The organism is Paenibacillus sp. MDMC362 (genome assembly GCF_003269305.1).
Taxonomy (GTDB): Bacteria; Bacillota; Bacilli; order Paenibacillales; family Paenibacillaceae; genus Paenibacillus_AQ.
This window is the reverse complement of the sequence record NZ_QLYT01000050.1, coordinates 44,375-60,466: the sequence shown is the minus strand read 5'-3', so window position 1 is coordinate 60,466 and position 16,092 is coordinate 44,375. Positions and strand designations below refer to the sequence as shown.

At 51.3% G+C, this 16,092-nt stretch carries 15 protein-coding genes; 3 read left to right on the top strand and 12 right to left on the bottom strand.

Annotated features, from left to right (window positions below; all coding sequences use genetic code 11):
- Positions 1-3: 3 nt before the first annotated feature.
- The 4 genes from DP091_RS23485 to DP091_RS23470 form a co-directional block, all read right to left on the bottom strand.
- On the bottom strand, positions 4-765 hold the full coding sequence (locus tag DP091_RS23485) for an ABC transporter permease (protein ID WP_181469907.1): 762 nt from the start codon (positions 763-765) through the stop codon (positions 4-6).
- A gap of 45 nt (positions 766-810) precedes the next feature.
- Positions 811-1,659, bottom strand: coding sequence for an ABC transporter permease (locus tag DP091_RS23480; RefSeq protein WP_113060521.1), 849 nt, complete (start codon positions 1,657-1,659; stop codon positions 811-813).
- The gene (locus DP091_RS23475) at positions 1,656-2,627 is read right to left on the bottom strand and encodes an ABC transporter ATP-binding protein (protein ID WP_113060520.1); all 972 of its coding nucleotides are present in this window, start codon (positions 2,625-2,627) and stop codon (positions 1,656-1,658) included. The genes DP091_RS23480 and DP091_RS23475 overlap by 4 nt, the downstream gene beginning before the upstream one ends.
- A 402-nt stretch (positions 2,628-3,029) precedes the next feature.
- A complete protein-coding gene (locus DP091_RS23470; RefSeq protein WP_113060519.1) occupies positions 3,030-3,791 on the bottom strand; it encodes an SIMPL domain-containing protein in 762 nt (253 codons plus the stop codon).
- Positions 3,792-4,114: 323 nt separating this feature from the next.
- Here DP091_RS23470 and DP091_RS23465 point away from each other — a divergent pair, with 323 nt between their 5' ends.
- Positions 4,115-5,503, top strand: coding sequence for an amino acid ABC transporter substrate-binding protein/permease (locus DP091_RS23465; protein ID WP_233355153.1), 1,389 nt, complete (start codon positions 4,115-4,117; stop codon positions 5,501-5,503).
- The gene (locus tag DP091_RS23460) at positions 5,496-6,224 is read left to right on the top strand and encodes an amino acid ABC transporter ATP-binding protein (RefSeq protein WP_071219487.1); all 729 of its coding nucleotides are present in this window, start codon (positions 5,496-5,498) and stop codon (positions 6,222-6,224) included. Before DP091_RS23465 ends, DP091_RS23460 begins: the two co-directional genes overlap by 8 nt.
- Before the next feature lie 495 nt (positions 6,225-6,719).
- On the opposite strand, the gene DP091_RS23455 is transcribed toward DP091_RS23460, so the two are convergent.
- The 8 genes from DP091_RS23455 to DP091_RS23420 all read right to left on the bottom strand — a co-directional run bounded on the left by DP091_RS23455 (position 6,720) and on the right by DP091_RS23420 (position 14,858).
- Positions 6,720-7,796, bottom strand: a complete 1,077-nt coding sequence (locus DP091_RS23455) for a HAMP domain-containing sensor histidine kinase (RefSeq protein WP_113060517.1) — start codon at positions 7,794-7,796, stop codon at positions 6,720-6,722.
- On the bottom strand, positions 7,796-8,476 hold the full coding sequence (locus DP091_RS23450) for a response regulator transcription factor (protein ID WP_113060556.1): 681 nt from the start codon (positions 8,474-8,476) through the stop codon (positions 7,796-7,798). The genes DP091_RS23455 and DP091_RS23450 overlap by 1 nt, the downstream gene beginning before the upstream one ends.
- Positions 8,477-8,515: 39 nt before the next feature.
- Entirely contained in the window at positions 8,516-10,315 is a 1,800-nt protein-coding gene (locus tag DP091_RS23445; RefSeq protein WP_113060516.1) for an ABC transporter ATP-binding protein, read from the bottom strand.
- A 326-nt stretch (positions 10,316-10,641) separates the two neighbouring features.
- Complete coding sequence (locus DP091_RS23440) at positions 10,642-10,911, bottom strand: HPr family phosphocarrier protein (RefSeq protein WP_006207570.1); 270 nt, start codon at positions 10,909-10,911, stop codon at positions 10,642-10,644.
- Positions 10,912-11,013: 102 nt separating this feature from the next.
- Positions 11,014-11,943, bottom strand: coding sequence for a DNA-binding protein WhiA (gene whiA, locus DP091_RS23435; RefSeq protein WP_071219483.1), 930 nt, complete (start codon positions 11,941-11,943; stop codon positions 11,014-11,016).
- Between the two features lie 5 nt (positions 11,944-11,948).
- Positions 11,949-12,890 (bottom strand): gluconeogenesis factor YvcK family protein, encoded by a 942-nt coding sequence (locus DP091_RS23430; protein WP_181469905.1) that lies wholly within the window; start codon positions 12,888-12,890, stop codon positions 11,949-11,951.
- Between the two features lie 57 nt (positions 12,891-12,947).
- Positions 12,948-13,856, bottom strand: a complete 909-nt coding sequence (gene rapZ, locus DP091_RS23425; protein ID WP_113060515.1) for an RNase adapter RapZ — start codon at positions 13,854-13,856, stop codon at positions 12,948-12,950.
- Positions 13,857-13,907: 51 nt separating this feature from the next.
- Positions 13,908-14,858: an ROK family glucokinase gene (locus tag DP091_RS23420; RefSeq protein ID WP_113060514.1), complete on the bottom strand. Its 951-nt coding sequence runs from the start codon at positions 14,856-14,858 to the stop codon at positions 13,908-13,910.
- A 310-nt stretch (positions 14,859-15,168) separates the two neighbouring features.
- Between DP091_RS23420 and DP091_RS23415 the strand changes: the two genes are divergently transcribed.
- A complete protein-coding gene (locus DP091_RS23415; RefSeq protein WP_113060513.1) occupies positions 15,169-16,092 on the top strand; it encodes an ABC transporter ATP-binding protein in 924 nt (307 codons plus the stop codon).

Sequence of the window (16,092 nt, the reverse complement as noted above, 5' to 3'; positions counted from 1 at the left end):
TGCTTAGATCGGTAATGTTTTATGTTTCTTTTCCCCGTTGCCGCGGTTAAGAATATATTGCGCTAGCAGAATCAGCGTGATGCTGACCAGAATGAGCAGCGTACACAGCGCGTTAATCTCTGGCGAGATGCCGCGCTTCACTTGAGCGTAAATATAGATCGGCAGCGTCGTTGAGCTGGGGCCGGCAACAAAAAAGCTGACCATAAAGTCATCCAATGACAGCGTAAAAGCAATCAAGGCGCCGGAGATAATGCCCGGTGCAATCTGCGGCAATGTAACATGCCGGAACGTCTGCCAAGGCGTAGCGCCCAAATCCTGGGCCGCCTCATCCAGCTGTTTGCCCATGCCCGACAGTCTGGCCGTCACTACGACGTACACATACGACAGGCTGAACGTAATATGGGCGATGATCACCGTCGTCTTGCCAAGCGGCATATTCAGCTGACTGAACAATACCAGCAGCGATAGCCCCATAATAATATCCGGGATAATAACCGGAAGATACAGCAGCCCGTTCATGCCGCTGCGACCTCGGCGTCCCAGATTCCGAAGCGAGAGCGCCGCCGCAGTTCCGAGCAGGGTAGAAACGATCGTCGATATGACCGCCACCGTTAAACTGTTCATCAACGCTTCCATCACGTGCCGGTTCTCGAATAGCGACACATACCAATCCAATGTGAATCCTTCCCAATTGCCGCTGAGCCGCGTGTCGTTAAAGGAATAGATGATGATCATGATGATCGGTACATAGATGAAAGCCATCATAAGGAAAGAGTGAATCCCAAGCAGCCGGTGATTCTTCTTCTTCACTTATCTCCCCTCCCCTACGCGTTGATGGCGGGCTTGCATCGCCCGGTTAAAGAGCAGGATCAGCACCAGGGACGTAATCACAAAGATCACCGACAACGCCGCTCCAAAGGGCCAGTTGCGCGCGCCCAGGAACTGCTGTTGAATGATATTACTGATCATGGAGGACTTCGCGCCTCCCAAAATATCCGTAACTACAAACATCCCGGAAGTCGAGACATAGACCAGAACCGCTCCTGTCATGATGCCGGATTTGCTCTGCGGCAAGGTGATGTGCCGGAATGCTTTCCACCTGGAAGCGCCCAGATCGCTGGCCGCATCCAGCAGACGCTTGTCCATCTGCTCCAGAGCCACGTAAATCGGCAGCACCATGAACGGAATGAAGTTATACACCATCCCGAGCAGTACGGCGCCGTACGTATACAGCATCTGAATCGGCTCGTCGATCCATCCCATCCACAGCAGGAGGCTGTTCACCACGCCTTGGGTCCGAAGCAGCAGGACCCAAGCATAGGTGCGGATCAAAAAGTTGATCCAGAACGGGACCGTGATCAGAATTAATCCCCAGGTTTGGATACGCGGGGAAGCGTTGGCTATATAATAGGCCAAAGGATAGCTGACTAACAAGCAGATCACCGTAGTCAGCAGCGACAGTACCAAGGTATCCCAGTAGATCCCCAAATATAATGGATCAAAGAAGGTCTTGTATCCTTCCAGACTGAAGGAAAACACGACGTTCCCCAGCGAATCCCGTGAGAGAAAGGAGATGCCGACCACGATTAGCATCGGAACGATCAGGAACAGGGATAACCACAGCAGGACCGGAGTCAACAGGAACCTTGATTTCCTCATGATCCGATGATCACCTCATCCTTGGCGTTCCAGTTCACTCCAACCCGTTCGCCAACCTCCCATGGCTGATCATCCGAGATATCGAGGGCAATCATGACCTTCATCGGTTCATCATCCAATTGGACCAGCAGTTTATGAACGCTGCCGAGGTACTGCACATCCTCAATCACGCCGCTCTTCTTGGCACCCGATTCCCGCTGGGGAATGAGTTTCTCCGGCCGCACGGCAAAGAGACCCTCTGGCGAAGAAAACACGTTATTCTCCCCTACAAACGTAGCGGCAAACAGCGTTTGCGGCCTTGCATAGATCTCGCGCGGCGTACCGATTTGCTCTACCCGTCCATGGTTCATGATGACAATCCTGTCGGAGAGCATCATGGCTTCTTCTTGGTCGTGCGTTACATACACAAACGTAATCCCGAGCGTCCGCTGCAAATGCTTGAGCTCGGACTGCAGATTCTTTCGCAGCTGCAGATCCAGTGCGCCAAGCGGTTCATCCAGCAGCAGCACCTTCGGTTTGTTGGCAATGGCGCGGGCGATGGCCACGCGCTGCTGCTGTCCGCCGGACAGCTGGTGCGGGAAGCGTTCCCGCAGAGCGGTCAGCTGCGTCATGGCAACGGCTTCGTCCACCCGCTCCTTGATGAGCTGACGCGACATTTTTTTCATTTTCAACCCAAAAGCGATATTATCTTCTACGGTCATATGCGGAAACAGAGCATAGTGTTGGAATACCAGATTCAAATCCCGCTTGTTCGCAGGCATTTCCGTCACATTCTGACCCGCCAGCCAGACCTGTCCTTTGGTTGGCTGTTCGAATCCTGCTATCATTCGGAGAATCGTCGTTTTGCCGCAGCCGCTGGGGCCCAGCAAAGTCAGGAATTCCCCTTCTTTAATGGAGAGCGACAGCGGATGCACGACCGCTTGTCCCTGAAAATGCTTCTCGATCTGGACAAGTTCAATCACATGCATCAACCCCTTCTTCAAAATGTGACCTAATCCATGTGTACATTCCTGCTAACCGGTATGCACAAAAACGTTCCCCACTAAGAAGAAACGGTCCTACTGCCTGTTGTGCTCAGGTTGGCAGAATCCGTTTCTTAAAGGTGGAGGATGCTAAAAGTCTCTACTAAGAAAAAAAAGCCATATCCATGGGTATGGCTGTAACGTTCAGATCAAAGTTCAGTTTTTCGCATATTCACTATACCTCGTTTTCCCCCTATACACAACACTTTTCTGTGTATTTCGACAGGGGAAGGGACGGATGTGGGGGCTGATTATGGTATTTCAATTTTCGAAAAAGGATAACAAAAAACCGTCCACCCGGTAAGATCCGGATGAACGGTTTTCTGCAAGCCGAGTCGAAAACAACGACTACTTCAGCTCATATTGCACATACAGCTGCGTCGAGATCTTGATTTCGCCTGGCTTCACGGATGTGTTTGCGCCAGCGTCCGCAGCCGTGGATTGTGCTTCCATCTGCATTTTTTCGAGACCGTAGATGGTATCTACACCAACGGAGCCCTCAACAATGTTCAGCACGATGCCCAGCTGGCGCTTGGAGGCTTTTGCCATCGCCTGAGCTTTCAGGTCTGCATTCGCCATCGCCTTATCAATCACTTGGGCCTCGAACGCATCGCGGTTTTCCACTGAGAAACGTGCGTTTCCAATGGAATTGGCGCCGGCATCGGATGCTGCATCAAGCAGATCGCCGACTTTGTTCAAATCGCGAAGCGTCACTTCCAGGGAATGATACGCGGTGTAATTTTTCACTTTCCGTCCATTCTCATCGGAGTACGTATAGTTGGGCTGTACATAGAACTGCTCGGTTTTGATATCCTTGTCATCGATCTTCCAGGTTTCTTTCAACAGCTTCGTAATCTTATCCATTTTCAGTGCGTTGCTCTTCTGTGCGGATTTTGCGGTTTCCGCATATGATTCAGCCCCGATGGAAAGATATACGATATCTGGCTTCACCGAGATCTCGCCTTTACCGAGTACGGTCAGAAGGTTTTGCTGTGCTGCCTCCGCCGCATGCACCTCGGTTGCCCCGCTCAATCCAACTACAGCCGTACTTCCAGTCAACAGTGCACCTGCGATCATGACGGAACCTACTTGTTTGACCCATCTTTTCATATTGTCAGCCTCCTTCAATATTGGCATCGCTGCCATGCTTGCCTTACCCTTCTAACGTGAGGGCATTGGTAAATGTTGCATCCGGTTTGGAGTGTTTTGAGATTTTTCTTCACTTATGTTGATACGCCCATTTAATTGGTATATCTAGTCATGATTGGTTGATTGGCAAAATAAGATACCCCATGGAGAAGACGGCAACTGTTTAATATGGAACCCATAATGGGTAACTAACTTACATCGGTGTTTAAAAAGAGGAGGTCACTATGAAATCATTCCGGATGTTATACGCGTTCATGTCACTGCTGATACTCATGGCAGCGGGCATGCCATACGGGGCGGCAAGCGCCGCGGCAGAGCCAGCCTCCGGTAAAACCTATCAGATCGGAACCGACATTACGTTTGCCCCGTTTGAATTCCAGGATGCAAGCGGCAAATTTGTCGGTATCGACATGGATCTGCTGGATGCGATCGCAAAAGATCAGAATTTCAAATATGAGATCAAGCCGCTCGGTTTCAATGCGGCGGTTCAGGCGCTAGAAGCCAATCAGGTGGACGGCGTCATTGCCGGCATGAGCATCACGGAAGAGCGGAAGCAGAAATTCGACTTCTCCGATCCTTATTTTGACTCAGGTGTGGTCATGGCCATCCGCCAGGATCAGGAGTCAATTAAAGGGTATGAGGATCTAAAAGGGAAAAAAGTCGCCGTCAAAACAGGTACGGAGGGCTACAGCTTTGCTGAATCCATTTCGTCCAAGTACGGTTTCACCATCGTGCCTTTTGACGATTCCGCCCAGATGTATGACGATGTCAGGACCGGCAATTCCGTTGCTTGTTTTGACGACTTCCCCGTGCTGGCTTACGGAGTCGAACAGAATAATGGACTGAAGATCGTCACGAAAATGGAGCCGGGTGCCTCCTACGGATTTGCGGTGGGCAAGGGACGGAACCAGGAGCTACTGGAAAAATTCAATGCCGGCTTGATCAACCTGAAGGCCAGCGGAGAATATGATCGCATTAAGGCAAAATACATTGGCGAAAATGCCGTGGGCGCGGCGAATCAAAGCCGCTGGGAACTGATTGTGGAGTCGCTGCCTTCGCTGCTGAAGGGCCTTGGCAATACGCTGCTGTTGACCATCGTATCGCTGTTCTTCGCGTTTTTCCTAGGGTTGATATTCGGTTTTATGAAGGTCGGACGCAACAAATGGCTCCGAGGCATCGCAACTGTATTCGTGGATATTTTCCGCGGCATACCGCTGCTGGTCCTTGCCTTCTTCATCTACTTCGGTATTCCGCAAGCGCTCGGATTCACGATGTCGCCGATCGTGGCAGCTGTCCTGACACTTAGCCTGAATGCCGGTGCCTATGTCACGGAAATTATCCGGGGCGGTATCCAATCCATAGACCCTGGACAGCTGGAGGCTGCCCGATCGCTCGGTTTGCCATACCGTAAAGCCATGATGAAAATCATCATTCCCCAGGCAATCAAAGTCATGATTCCAACCTTTATTAACCAGCTGGTAATTACGCTCAAGGATACGTCGATCCTGTCGGTAATCGGCCTGGTTGAGCTGACCCAATCCGGGAAAATCATCATCGCAAGAACATTCGCTTCGTTTGATATCTGGCTCGTGGTCGCCATCATGTATCTGGTCGTGATTACTATTCTGACTAAAATTTCGGGCCGTCTGGAAGGGAAGGTGCGTCATGGATAAAATCCGCGTAGAAGGACTGAAGAAGAATTTTGGCACGAACGAGGTGCTGAAGGGCATCGACATGCAGGTTCAGGAAGGCGAGGTCGTCTGTGTCATCGGGCCCTCGGGCTCCGGCAAAAGCACCTTCCTGCGCTGCATCAACCGACTGGAGGACATTACGGCAGGCAGGGTGTTCGTGCATGACAAGGATATCAATGACCCTAAAACGGACATCAACAAGGCCCGTGAAAACATCGGCATGGTGTTCCAGCACTTCAATCTGTTCCCCCACTTCAATGTGCTGAAGAACATCACATTTGCCCCGGTCGAGCTGGGCAAGCAGAGCGCTTCCGAGGCGCGTGCCACGGGGCTGAAGCTGCTGGAACAAGTAGGCCTCTCCGATAAGGCTGAGGCCTTCCCCAGCCAGCTGTCAGGCGGTCAGAAGCAGCGTGTTGCGATCGCCCGGGCCTTGGCAATGAATCCAGACATCATGCTGTTTGACGAGCCGACATCGGCGCTGGACCCGGAGATGGTCGGTGAAGTGCTCGGCGTCATGAAGGATCTGGCGCGCGAAGGCATGACGATGATGATCGTCACGCATGAGATGGGCTTTGCCCGCGAGGTTGCGGATCGGGTGATCTTCATGGATGGCGGGTATATCGTAGAGGAAGGCCCGCCGGAGGAAGTGTTCGGCAGACCGAAGCACGAGCGTACGATCAGCTTTTTGGAGAAAGTGCTGTAATGGGGCAGCTATCCTGTCTTTAGTAAGCCGTTGCTGCGCGGCTGCACGAACCTTGCGGGTTGCTCCCTGTGCGCACTGCTCACTGTGCGCACGGTCCCGTGGCCGAGGTACCGTCGACGCAAATCATCCTGCAGCTGCCATTATCACACCGCACGCGGGAGAGGCACGCGGTAAACATGGTGGGCGGCCTCGGAATGTGCTTGGCTGTCGAGCATATTCATGTGCTTTGCACCCAGCTTTTGTGGAGCTAACGGACCGAGAGTTACCTTATTTGAGGGGAAATGGGGCTTTTTCGAAGACCATCGGACTAAGGATCCGTTATTCCTTCCAAAAGACCGCAATTATCTATACAAAGTCTAAAATAACGGATCTGGTGTCCGTTATTTTAGTTTACGGTTGCTTCATTCGGCAAATAAGGTCCTTGGTGTCCGTTACATTCGCAAGATTACCGAGGAAATGCTTGATGTCTGATGTCCAACCTTCACCACACAATCACTACTTCGCATCCGGTGGTCGCTTATAAGGAACCTTTACGGTAAAAGCCGAGCCCTTCCCAAGCTCGGATTGGACCGTTATCTTCCCTTGATGAATATCGACGATCCGCTTCACGATCGATAAGCCTAGTCCGCTGCCGCCCGCAGCGCGATTGCGCGATTTGTCCGCTTTGTAGAAGCGTTCGAATATATGCAGCTGGTCCGACTCCGACATCCCGACTCCCGTATCCGTCATCGTAACCTCGGCTCCGTCTTCCCCTGCTTTCAGCACGATGGTGATCATACCGCCTTCCGGCGTGAATTTGATGCTGTTGTGCAGCAAGTTGGTCCACACTTGACTCAACAGATCCTCTGTGGCCTCAATCTCTACTTTAGCGAGATCCAGATCCACCTGAATCCGTTTCGCCAGCCACTGCGGCTCATGCGCCAAGACGACCGCACGCAGCTGCCCGTCGAGCCGGTAGCGCGCCATTTCGAATGCAGGCTGCTCTCCTTCCAGGGACGACAGCTTCAACAGATTATCACTCAGCTGCGACAGACGGCGGCCCTCTCCTTCGATGATCTCCAGGTAACGGGCTCTCTTCTCCTCCGTGAGACGCGGATTTCGGAGCGCCCTTGCAAACCCCCGAATCGAAGTGAGCGGGGATTGAATTTCATGGGACACATTGGAGATAAAGTCCTGACGCATAGTCTCCATCCGGCCCAATTCGCCCGCCATGTCGTTAATGCCGCTGGCGATCATCTTGAATTCCCCGCGCCATTCATGTTCGTCCATCTTTACACTGAAGTCTCCCTGCGATATCCGGCGCATGGCATCTGTAATGGAATTCAGCATGGCCATTTGTCGATGCTTGAAGAACATGCCCACGACCAGCATGCATAGGAAGAAGATGATGACGCCAAAAAACAAGTTGATCAGCTGGACGACATAATCCCAACGCGGCGTTCCCGTCCAGGTGTAAATAAACCGCGTCACATAGGTCGCCGCCGTCCATGACGCGCCCAAGACCGCGAAGACCAAGATAATCTGTAGCGTTTCCCGAACGATCTTCCACCATATTTTATGCGTTTTCTTCATTAACCTTCACCTGCCTCCAGACGATAACCCAGACCGCGCACCGTCCGAATCCTAAACCGGTATTTCTCCTCCGGGAACCGCTCCCGCAGGCGATTTACGTGGACGTCCAGCGTCCGTTCGTTCCCTTCAAAGTCATATCCCCATATATCTTCGATCAGCCGGTCGCGCGGCAACGTGCTCCCCGGATAACTGGCCAGCTTGAAGAGCAGCTCAAACTCCTTCAGCGGCAGGGTAAAAGCCTCATCACCCGCCTTGACCTCATAGGTTCTGCGGTTCATCTGCAGCTTGCCGATGGTCACCGTCTGCGATGCGGCTACCTGATACCGCTTCAACAGCGCTTTGACGCGCACAACGAGCTCCGCTGGTTCGAAGGGCTTCACCAGATAATCGTCGGTACCCAGCTCAAAACCCTTCACGATCTGCCTCGTTTCCCCTTTTGCCGTCAGCATCAGCACAGGAATACCGGTGTTCCTCCGGATCTCCCGGCATAGCTCCCATCCGTCCATATTCGGCATCATGATATCCATCACGACCAGATCGACGGATGTCTGATCCATGACGGACAAGGCCTCGACGCCATCCGAGGCTTCGAATACCCCTTCCATCCCCGCTTCCTCCAGAAACACCTTTATGAGTTCGCGGATGTTCGGGTCGTCGTCCACTACCAATATTTTTGCCATGGTGGCCATCCCTTCTTCCCCTGCATCTTCAATGCGCCTTTAAGCCTCGATCGTTTCATTCATCTGCAGCTGCTGCACGGCAAACTCTCTGTACATGTCATGCTGCTCAATCAATTCATCATGCGTTCCCCGTCCGGTTACCGTTCCTTTTTCAATGAAAATAATCTGATTCGCTCCTACAACCGTGGATAACCGGTGCGCAATAATCATCGTCGTCCGGCCAGCCATCAGGTTCTTGAGCGCCTTCTGCACTTCAATCTCGGAACGGCTGTCCAGACTGGAGGTAGCTTCGTCCAGCATCAGAATCTTCGGATCCCGCAGCAAGGCTCTGGCGATGGCAATCCGCTGCCGCTGACCGCCGGAGAGCTTCACGCCCCGTTCGCCAACATCCGTATCAAAACCATGCGGCAGTTCGTCGATAAATCCATCAGCATAGGCCATTTCTGCCGCTCTTCGGATCTCCCCATCGCTCACTTCCCGGTCCATCCCATAACATAAGTTGTCACGAATGGTTCCCGCGATCATTGGACTATCCTGTGAGACATAACCAATCAACCCGCGCCATGAGCGTAAAGAGAACGAATCAATCGCCGTCTTGCCCAATCGGATCTGCCCTTTTTGCGGTAGGTAAAACCGCTCCAGCATGGAGAACAGCGTCGTTTTGCCCCCGCCGCTCGGTCCAACCACTGCCGTGACCGTGCCCGGCTCCATCTGAAAGCTGATATCATGCAGTACCAGCTCATCCGGCTTATAACCAAACGAAAGATTCTCGATGGACAAACGCTGGTTCGCGTTCACCACATCGGCACCGGCTGAAATGGACTCTTCCTCCGCATCCAGTGTTTCCAATATTCGCTCGGTTGCTCCTTTGGCCTTCTGAAACTGGGTAAAAAACGTCGTTAACTGCGTCATCGGCATCACGATCTGAATCAGATACAGGATAAACGCAACCAGCTCGCCGGCGGTCAATGCCCCCGTGGATACCTGAAGTCCGCCATACCCGATGACCACCACCAGCAGCATCATCAGCACGAAGGACATCAGCGGCGCGATCCAGGCGGATACCACGCCTTCCTTGATCCCGAAATTCAGCAGATTGGTGATCCCTTTATGCCCATTCTCATACTCTCTGTCCTCAGCGTTTGATGCTTTCACCAAACGAATCTCCGACAGCACCTGACTGATATTCGCCGTAAACGCAGCTGTCTCATCCTGCATGCCAAGCGAGATTCTATACATTTTTTTGCCAAGCGGCACAAGAATCAGCGCTGCAATCGGAATGACGATAAACATTGTCAGTGTCATCTTCCAGTTTAGATAGAGGAGCACCCCGATGGAACCTACAATAGAAATGATCCCGCTAAAAAATCCGGCCACATGGTCCGATATGAGACTTTTAATCACTCCTGTATCATTCGTCATCCGGCTGACCGATTCCCCTGAACGGTTATGATCGAAGTAGCGGATCGGCAGCACCAGCAGCTTTTTCCACAGCCGTTCCCTAAGGGCGGCCACCATCTTCTGTCCCGTATAACTCAGCAAGAAGATCGAAACCCCGGCGGCTATCGTCTGTACCACAAATGCGATCCCAAGTCCGATGATGTGGGAACGGTTCATATCCGTTAAGGAGAAGCCATCCACCAGGCTCTTTGTAAACATCGGAATGACTAGCCCGACCAGGGTTGATACCACATTCAGCAGGATGGCTCCAATCAGCAGCAGCATCGGCGGTTTCGTTTCTTTTAACAGCCGGAAGAAGGCCTGCGAACCTGCTTTGCTGCTGCCGGCCCGCCTTTCCTGAGCTATTTCCTGTATCGAAGTATGATCCGTTTCTCTCATCGTTTTCTCTTCCCTTCCATCCCTGTTTATTGTCTGTAAGGGAAGGATATATCAGCAAGTTAAACTGAAGTTAAACGAAGGCTTACTTCTAGAGAAACAACCTAAAATAACCCCACCAAGCGGAGCCTAAGCTACATGCTTATTCCTACTTTGCCGAGACCCCATAGAAACTTATACATCTAATATGTTGAAAAAGAGCGGATTTCTCCGCCCCTTCTTGAAATCTATTCATATGTAGCACGAAAACCAAGCAAGAATCCAGCAATAAATAGCAAAAAAAGCCTTGCAGTAACAAGACTTTTCTTAAACTTCAATCACGGTAACCCTTATTGGTTCTCGAGTTCCTCTTTGCTCACCAAGTTCACGAGTGAAGTAACCGCTTGCTCCGCGTCGGCTCCCTCAGCACTAATGTAAACTTCCGTACCAGAGCTGATCGCAAGGCTCATAATTCCCATGATACTTTTGGCATTAACTTTTTTATCATCTTTTTCAACGAAGATTTCAGATGAGTATTTATTCGCTTCCTGAACGAACAGCGCGGCCGGTCTGGCGTGAAGACCCGTCTTTAACCGAACGACTACCGGGTGCTTTGTCATGAAAATTACCCCCTATCTAATAAATCTGCTGCATTGAAAGCGCGATTGACATTTTATAATATTATACCATTTTACCATACAGGACACTAGAAGAAAAAATTCTTACCCATTCCGAATCTTTTCGGCCAATTCGTCAATTTTGCGCAGGCGGTGATTGACGCCGGATTTGCTGACGGTTCCTTTAAGAAGCTCGCCGACTTCCTTCAGATTCATGTCCGGATGAGCCAGTCGAATTTCAGCCACTTCCCGCAGTTTATCGGGCAAATTCTCAAGACCCATTTCCTTTTGGAGCAGCTTAATGTTCTCAATCTGACGAACGGCAGCGCCAATGGTTTTGTTCAGGTTAGCGGTCTCGCAGTTCACGATCCGGTTCACCGAATTCCGCATATCCCGCATAATCCGGACATCCTCGAACTTGAATAATGCCTGGTGGGCACCGATCAGATTAAGGAACTCGATAATTTTCTCGCCTTCCTTAATGTAGAAGATAAAGCCCTTCTTCCGCTCGATGCAGCGTGCGTTCAGATGAAATTCATTCGCCAGATCCACCAAGGACTGGCAGTGCTCTTCATACATTGAAGCAATTTCCAGATGGTATGAAGACCCCTCCGGATTATTCACGGATCCGCCAGCCATGAAGGCACCGCGCAAATAGGCGCGTTTACAGCAATTTTTTCGAACGATTTGTTCATCAATCCGCGATTGAAACAGAAAGCCCTCGGAAACGATGCGCAGTTCTTTAAGTATCTCCTGAACCTGGGCGGGAATACGAACGATATATACGTTATTCTTCTTCAAACGCATTTTTTTACGCACCAAAAGTTCGGTATGTGCCTGGAAATGCCTCTTAATTAAGGAATAAATACGTCTTGCAATCGCGGCATTTTCCGTTGAAATATCCAGGATTACCTTTTTGTTCGAAAGCTGAACAGAACCGTTCATCCGAATGAGCGCGGACAGCTCGGCTTTTTCACAGCAGTTCTGGCTTTCGATCATTGTCAGTTCTTTCTTCGTCTGTGCCGCAAAGGACAAGGTACTCACCCCTTTCGTGTAATCCAATCCTGTACCAGTTGAAAAATATGATTGCTCAGTTTGTCAGCGTCATGTCTTAAGTATGTTCTAAATAGCACAAGCTTATCTGCAATGAGTTTGTACCCTCTGCTGGTCACCTCATCACGATCCAGGAACACGGGCTTTGCACCCTTTTGAGCATATTTATCCTGAACCTGCGGCGGGATTTCGCCATCATTTACAATAACATAATCGAACAGATGAAGACCAATATGATCGTAAACGGCCTGCAAATGATCGCTCACCGTATAATTATCAGTTTCTCCAGGCTGCGTCATCACATTGCACACAAACATTTTGATCGCCTCAGAGGATACGATGGCTTCAGCAAGCTTGGGAACAAGCAAATTGGGCAAAATACTGGTATATAGACTTCCCGGACCGATCAGAATTGCATCGGCCTGCTGAATCGCCTCCAGCGCTTCCGGCAGCGGCTCAACATGCTCCGGCTCCAGGAAGATCCGCTTAATGCGGCGCCCAGCCTCCGGAATTTTGGATTCACCGGTCACGATGGAACCGTCCTCCATCTCTGCATGCAAAATAACGGCTTCACCCGCCGCAGGCAGCACCTGTCCACGAACAACAAAAACCCGGCTCATCTCCTTGACTGCCGTGACAAAATCACCGTGCAAATCCGTCATGGCAGCCAAGATTAAATTGCCGAGGCTGTGCCCGGCCAGTCCCGAGCCATTCTTAAAACGGTATTTCAATATATCGGATAACAGCGGCTCCACATCGGCGAGCGCTGTAAGTACATTTCGAATATCTCCCGGGGGCGGCATCTGCAATTCGCTACGCAGTATGCCGGAGCTGCCCCCATCATCAGCGACGGTAACGATAGCCGTAATGTCGAGCGGCTTCTCCTTGAGTCCCCGCAGCATAACGGACAGCCCGGTTCCTCCACCCATCACTACGATGCGAGGACGCTTTCTAGCTTGCACAGCCACATTTATCACTTCCCTTAATTAATGCCGATCCCGGTCGGAATCACGGTGACTCACCGATACCGCCTCCGTTTCGCTAACGCCCAGCATTTTGCCAAGGTATTCCGCTATCGCAACGGAGCGATGCTTCCCGCCGGTACAGCCAATGCCGATAATAACCTGGCTTTTGCCTTCCTTCCGATACTGCGGGATCAAGAAATGCAGCATATCGAGCAGTTTCGTTAGAAACGCCTGCGTCTCCGGCCATTTCATCACGTATTCATATACATCACTGTTCTGGCCGGTATTTGGGCGCAGCTGCTCAACATAGTGCGGGTTGGGCAGAAAGCGCACATCAAACACCAGATCCGCGTCAATCGGAATCCCATATTTAAACCCAAAGGATGTGATATTTACCGATAATGTGCTGCTCTCCAGATGTGTGAAACGTGAGATAATCTTCTCCTTCAATCGCACAGGCTTCATATTGCTGGTATCGATCACCTGAGTAGCGGAATTCTTCAGCTCATCCAGCATCTTGCGCTCCAACCTTATACCGTCAAGCGGCATGCCTTCCGGAGCGAGCGGATGGCGACGACGGCTTTCCTTATAACGTTGTACAAGCACGGAATCCGTTGCATCCAGGAATAGAATCTCGCAATGGATGGTAAAGTGGTCCTTGATGTAACTCAGAGACTCAGATAGAGCCGTAAAAAATTCGCGGCCACGCAGGTCGATGACCAATGCAACCTTGCCGATCTTACCCTTGGATTGATCGATCAGCTCCGCGAATTTGGGAATGAGCACCGGAGGCAGGTTATCGACGCAAAAGAATCCAAGATCCTCCAGACTTTGTACGGCCAAGGTCTTACCTGCTCCCGACATCCCGGTGATGATGATCAGGGTGGCCATGGATGATGTGTTGCCGCCTCGGTTGGCTGCTTCCAGCATCAGCTTTCCCTCCCTTATAGTTTAGATCAGACGATGTATGGTGAATAATGACTACGAACGCAAATGCAGTCCGGCAGCGCCTACAACGCCAGCATCATTGCCGAGCTCAGCCGGCACGATGCGTACGCCTCGCTGAAGCGGCTCTGGTGTCAGCTTCGCAAATACAGCGCGGACTTCATTAAACAGAATGTCACCGGCTTTGGATACGCCGCCGCCGATAATAAAGGCTTCCGGATTCAACACGGCCGCAACGGCAGCCATAGATTTGCCCAGATAATAAGCTGCGCGATTCACGATCCGAATGGCAACTTCATCGCCGGCCTTTGCAGCATCAAACACTTCCTTCGCCGCAATGCTCTCAACATGGGCAAGGGAAGTACGGTCCCCACGCTCTACGGCATCCTTCGCCATACGGATAATTCCGGTTGCTGACGAAACCGTCTCCAGACAGCCCATTTCACCGCATCCGCATTGAATCGCTTCCAAGTCCGGCACAACCGAGATATGTCCAAGCTCTCCAGCCATGCCGCCGAAACCTTGATAGATCTTGCCGTTAATAATAATGCCTCCGCCAACGCCAGTGCCCAGCGTGTAGCATACGCAGTTCTCAACGCCGCGCCCTGAACCGCTCCAGGCTTCACCTAATGCAGCCACATTAGCGTCGTTGTCTATTTTGACAGGCTTGCCGAGACGCTCTTCAAGCAGTGCGCGAATCGGTACATCCTTAAATCCTACATTCGGTGCCAGAATAATGATGCCTTCACGAATATTCGTAAAGCCGGCGAATCCAGCTCCCACACCAGCAAGTTGATCCCAGCTGAATGGCGATTCTTCCACAATGTGACGCACATATTTCTCAATGTTGTCAATAACCGTGTCAACGCCTTTGGCTGTTTCCGTCGGTCCCTCATACTTATGCAGAAGATGCCCCTCTTCATTGCAAATTCCGACTTTAATTGCTGTTCCGCCCAGATCGACACCGACGTAGATGTTCTCAGACATGTTTCAAGCCACCTTTTTCCTTCTATATTATAGATTGCTCCTACTGTACCCACTATAATTGAAGGCACTTCCGCGGTCAAGAGAACACCGCGTGACGGGAAACCGTAATCAGTCCTTTAATTTCGATTATGTAAGCGCATCCAATCATCCTCGAAACCTCCCTGGTTTGTTCATCATCTAACTCCCCTCTCCTTATGACAGATCCGACATGACAATTGTCACGCCGAAGTGGTGACATCCTTTACTAACAGGCATTCCCTCGCTTTCGTATGATGAATTCAGATCATTTCGATTACGGAGGAGCGATTCCATGACAAACCCAATCCAAGAACCAATTGCAGAGCTGCGGCAGGTAACCAAGATGTTCGGAAGCAAAAAAGCCGTCAACCAAGTGTCGTTTACGATAGAGAAAGGGTCGATCACAGCCATTCTCGGACCTAATGGAGCAGGGAAATCAACCGCCATCTCCATGATGCTCGGCCTTAAAGACGCGAGCCAGGGTGAAGTTCTCCTATTCGGACGCAATCCGAAGGACTTGACGGTCCGCGAGAAGATTGGCGCCATGCTTCAAGAGGTCAGTGTAATGGACGGATTGCGGACGCGCGAAATTATCAATCTTATCCAAGGCTATTATCCGAACCCGCTAACACTGGATGAAATCGCGAACTTGAGCGGACTTACCGCGGAAGAACTGAATAAATGGGCTGTCAAAATGTCCGGCGGCCAAAAACGCAAGCTCAGCTTTGCGCTGGCGATTGCGGGCAACCCCGAGCTGCTGTTTTTCGATGAACCGACGGTCGGCTTGGATACATCGGCCCGCCGATTATTTTGGCAGACGGTACGCAAGCTTGCTGATCAGGGCAAAACGATTCTGTTCACCACGCATTATCTGCAAGAGGCTGACGATATGGCCGACCGCATTCTGTTGTTCCATCAAGGTCAGGTTGCCGCCGATGGCACGCCGGAAGCGATCAAAGCCAAGCTGACACGAAGGTCGGTTTCCTTTATCGTGGATGCGGACCACCAGCAGGTCAAGGAGCTGCTTCATGAAGTGCCCGGCGTAACCGATGTGCATGAACACAACGGCCGGCTGAACGCCGTAACCGATGATACGGATACAGCGCTGGCGGCTCTGTTCCGAGCCGGGCTGGCTGTACGCGACATTCGCATCGATCAAGGAAGCCTGGACGAAGCATTCGACCAATTAACGATGGATCAAGGGGAGGCTGTATAA

Coding starts and splice junctions, on each gene's coding strand:
- DP091_RS23455 (WP_113060517.1), bottom strand. CDS start 7,796: ATGAAGAAAACGCATAAAATATGGTGGAAGATCGTTCGGGAAACGCTA.
- DP091_RS23475 (WP_113060520.1), bottom strand. CDS start 2,627: ATGCATGTGATTGAACTTGTCCAGATCGAGAAGCATTTTCAGGGACAA.
- DP091_RS23420 (WP_113060514.1), bottom strand. CDS start 14,858: ATGTCTGAGAACATCTACGTCGGTGTCGATCTGGGCGGAACAGCAATT.
- DP091_RS23470 (WP_113060519.1), bottom strand. CDS start 3,791: ATGAAAAGATGGGTCAAACAAGTAGGTTCCGTCATGATCGCAGGTGCA.
- DP091_RS23460 (WP_071219487.1), top strand. CDS start 5,496: ATGGATAAAATCCGCGTAGAAGGACTGAAGAAGAATTTTGGCACGAAC.
- rapZ (WP_113060515.1), bottom strand. CDS start 13,856: ATGCTGGAAGCAGCCAACCGAGGCGGCAACACATCATCCATGGCCACC.
- DP091_RS23465 (WP_233355153.1), top strand. CDS start 4,115: ATGCCATACGGGGCGGCAAGCGCCGCGGCAGAGCCAGCCTCCGGTAAA.
- DP091_RS23445 (WP_113060516.1), bottom strand. CDS start 10,315: ATGAGAGAAACGGATCATACTTCGATACAGGAAATAGCTCAGGAAAGG.
- DP091_RS23485 (WP_181469907.1), bottom strand. CDS start 765: ATGATGGCTTTCATCTATGTACCGATCATCATGATCATCATCTATTCC.
- DP091_RS23440 (WP_006207570.1), bottom strand. CDS start 10,911: ATGACAAAGCACCCGGTAGTCGTTCGGTTAAAGACGGGTCTTCACGCC.
- DP091_RS23480 (WP_113060521.1), bottom strand. CDS start 1,659: ATGAGGAAATCAAGGTTCCTGTTGACTCCGGTCCTGCTGTGGTTATCC.
- DP091_RS23415 (WP_113060513.1), top strand. CDS start 15,169: ATGACAAACCCAATCCAAGAACCAATTGCAGAGCTGCGGCAGGTAACC.
- DP091_RS23430 (WP_181469905.1), bottom strand. CDS start 12,890: ATGGGTGGAGGAACCGGGCTGTCCGTTATGCTGCGGGGACTCAAGGAG.
- DP091_RS23450 (WP_113060556.1), bottom strand. CDS start 8,476: ATGGCAAAAATATTGGTAGTGGACGACGACCCGAACATCCGCGAACTC.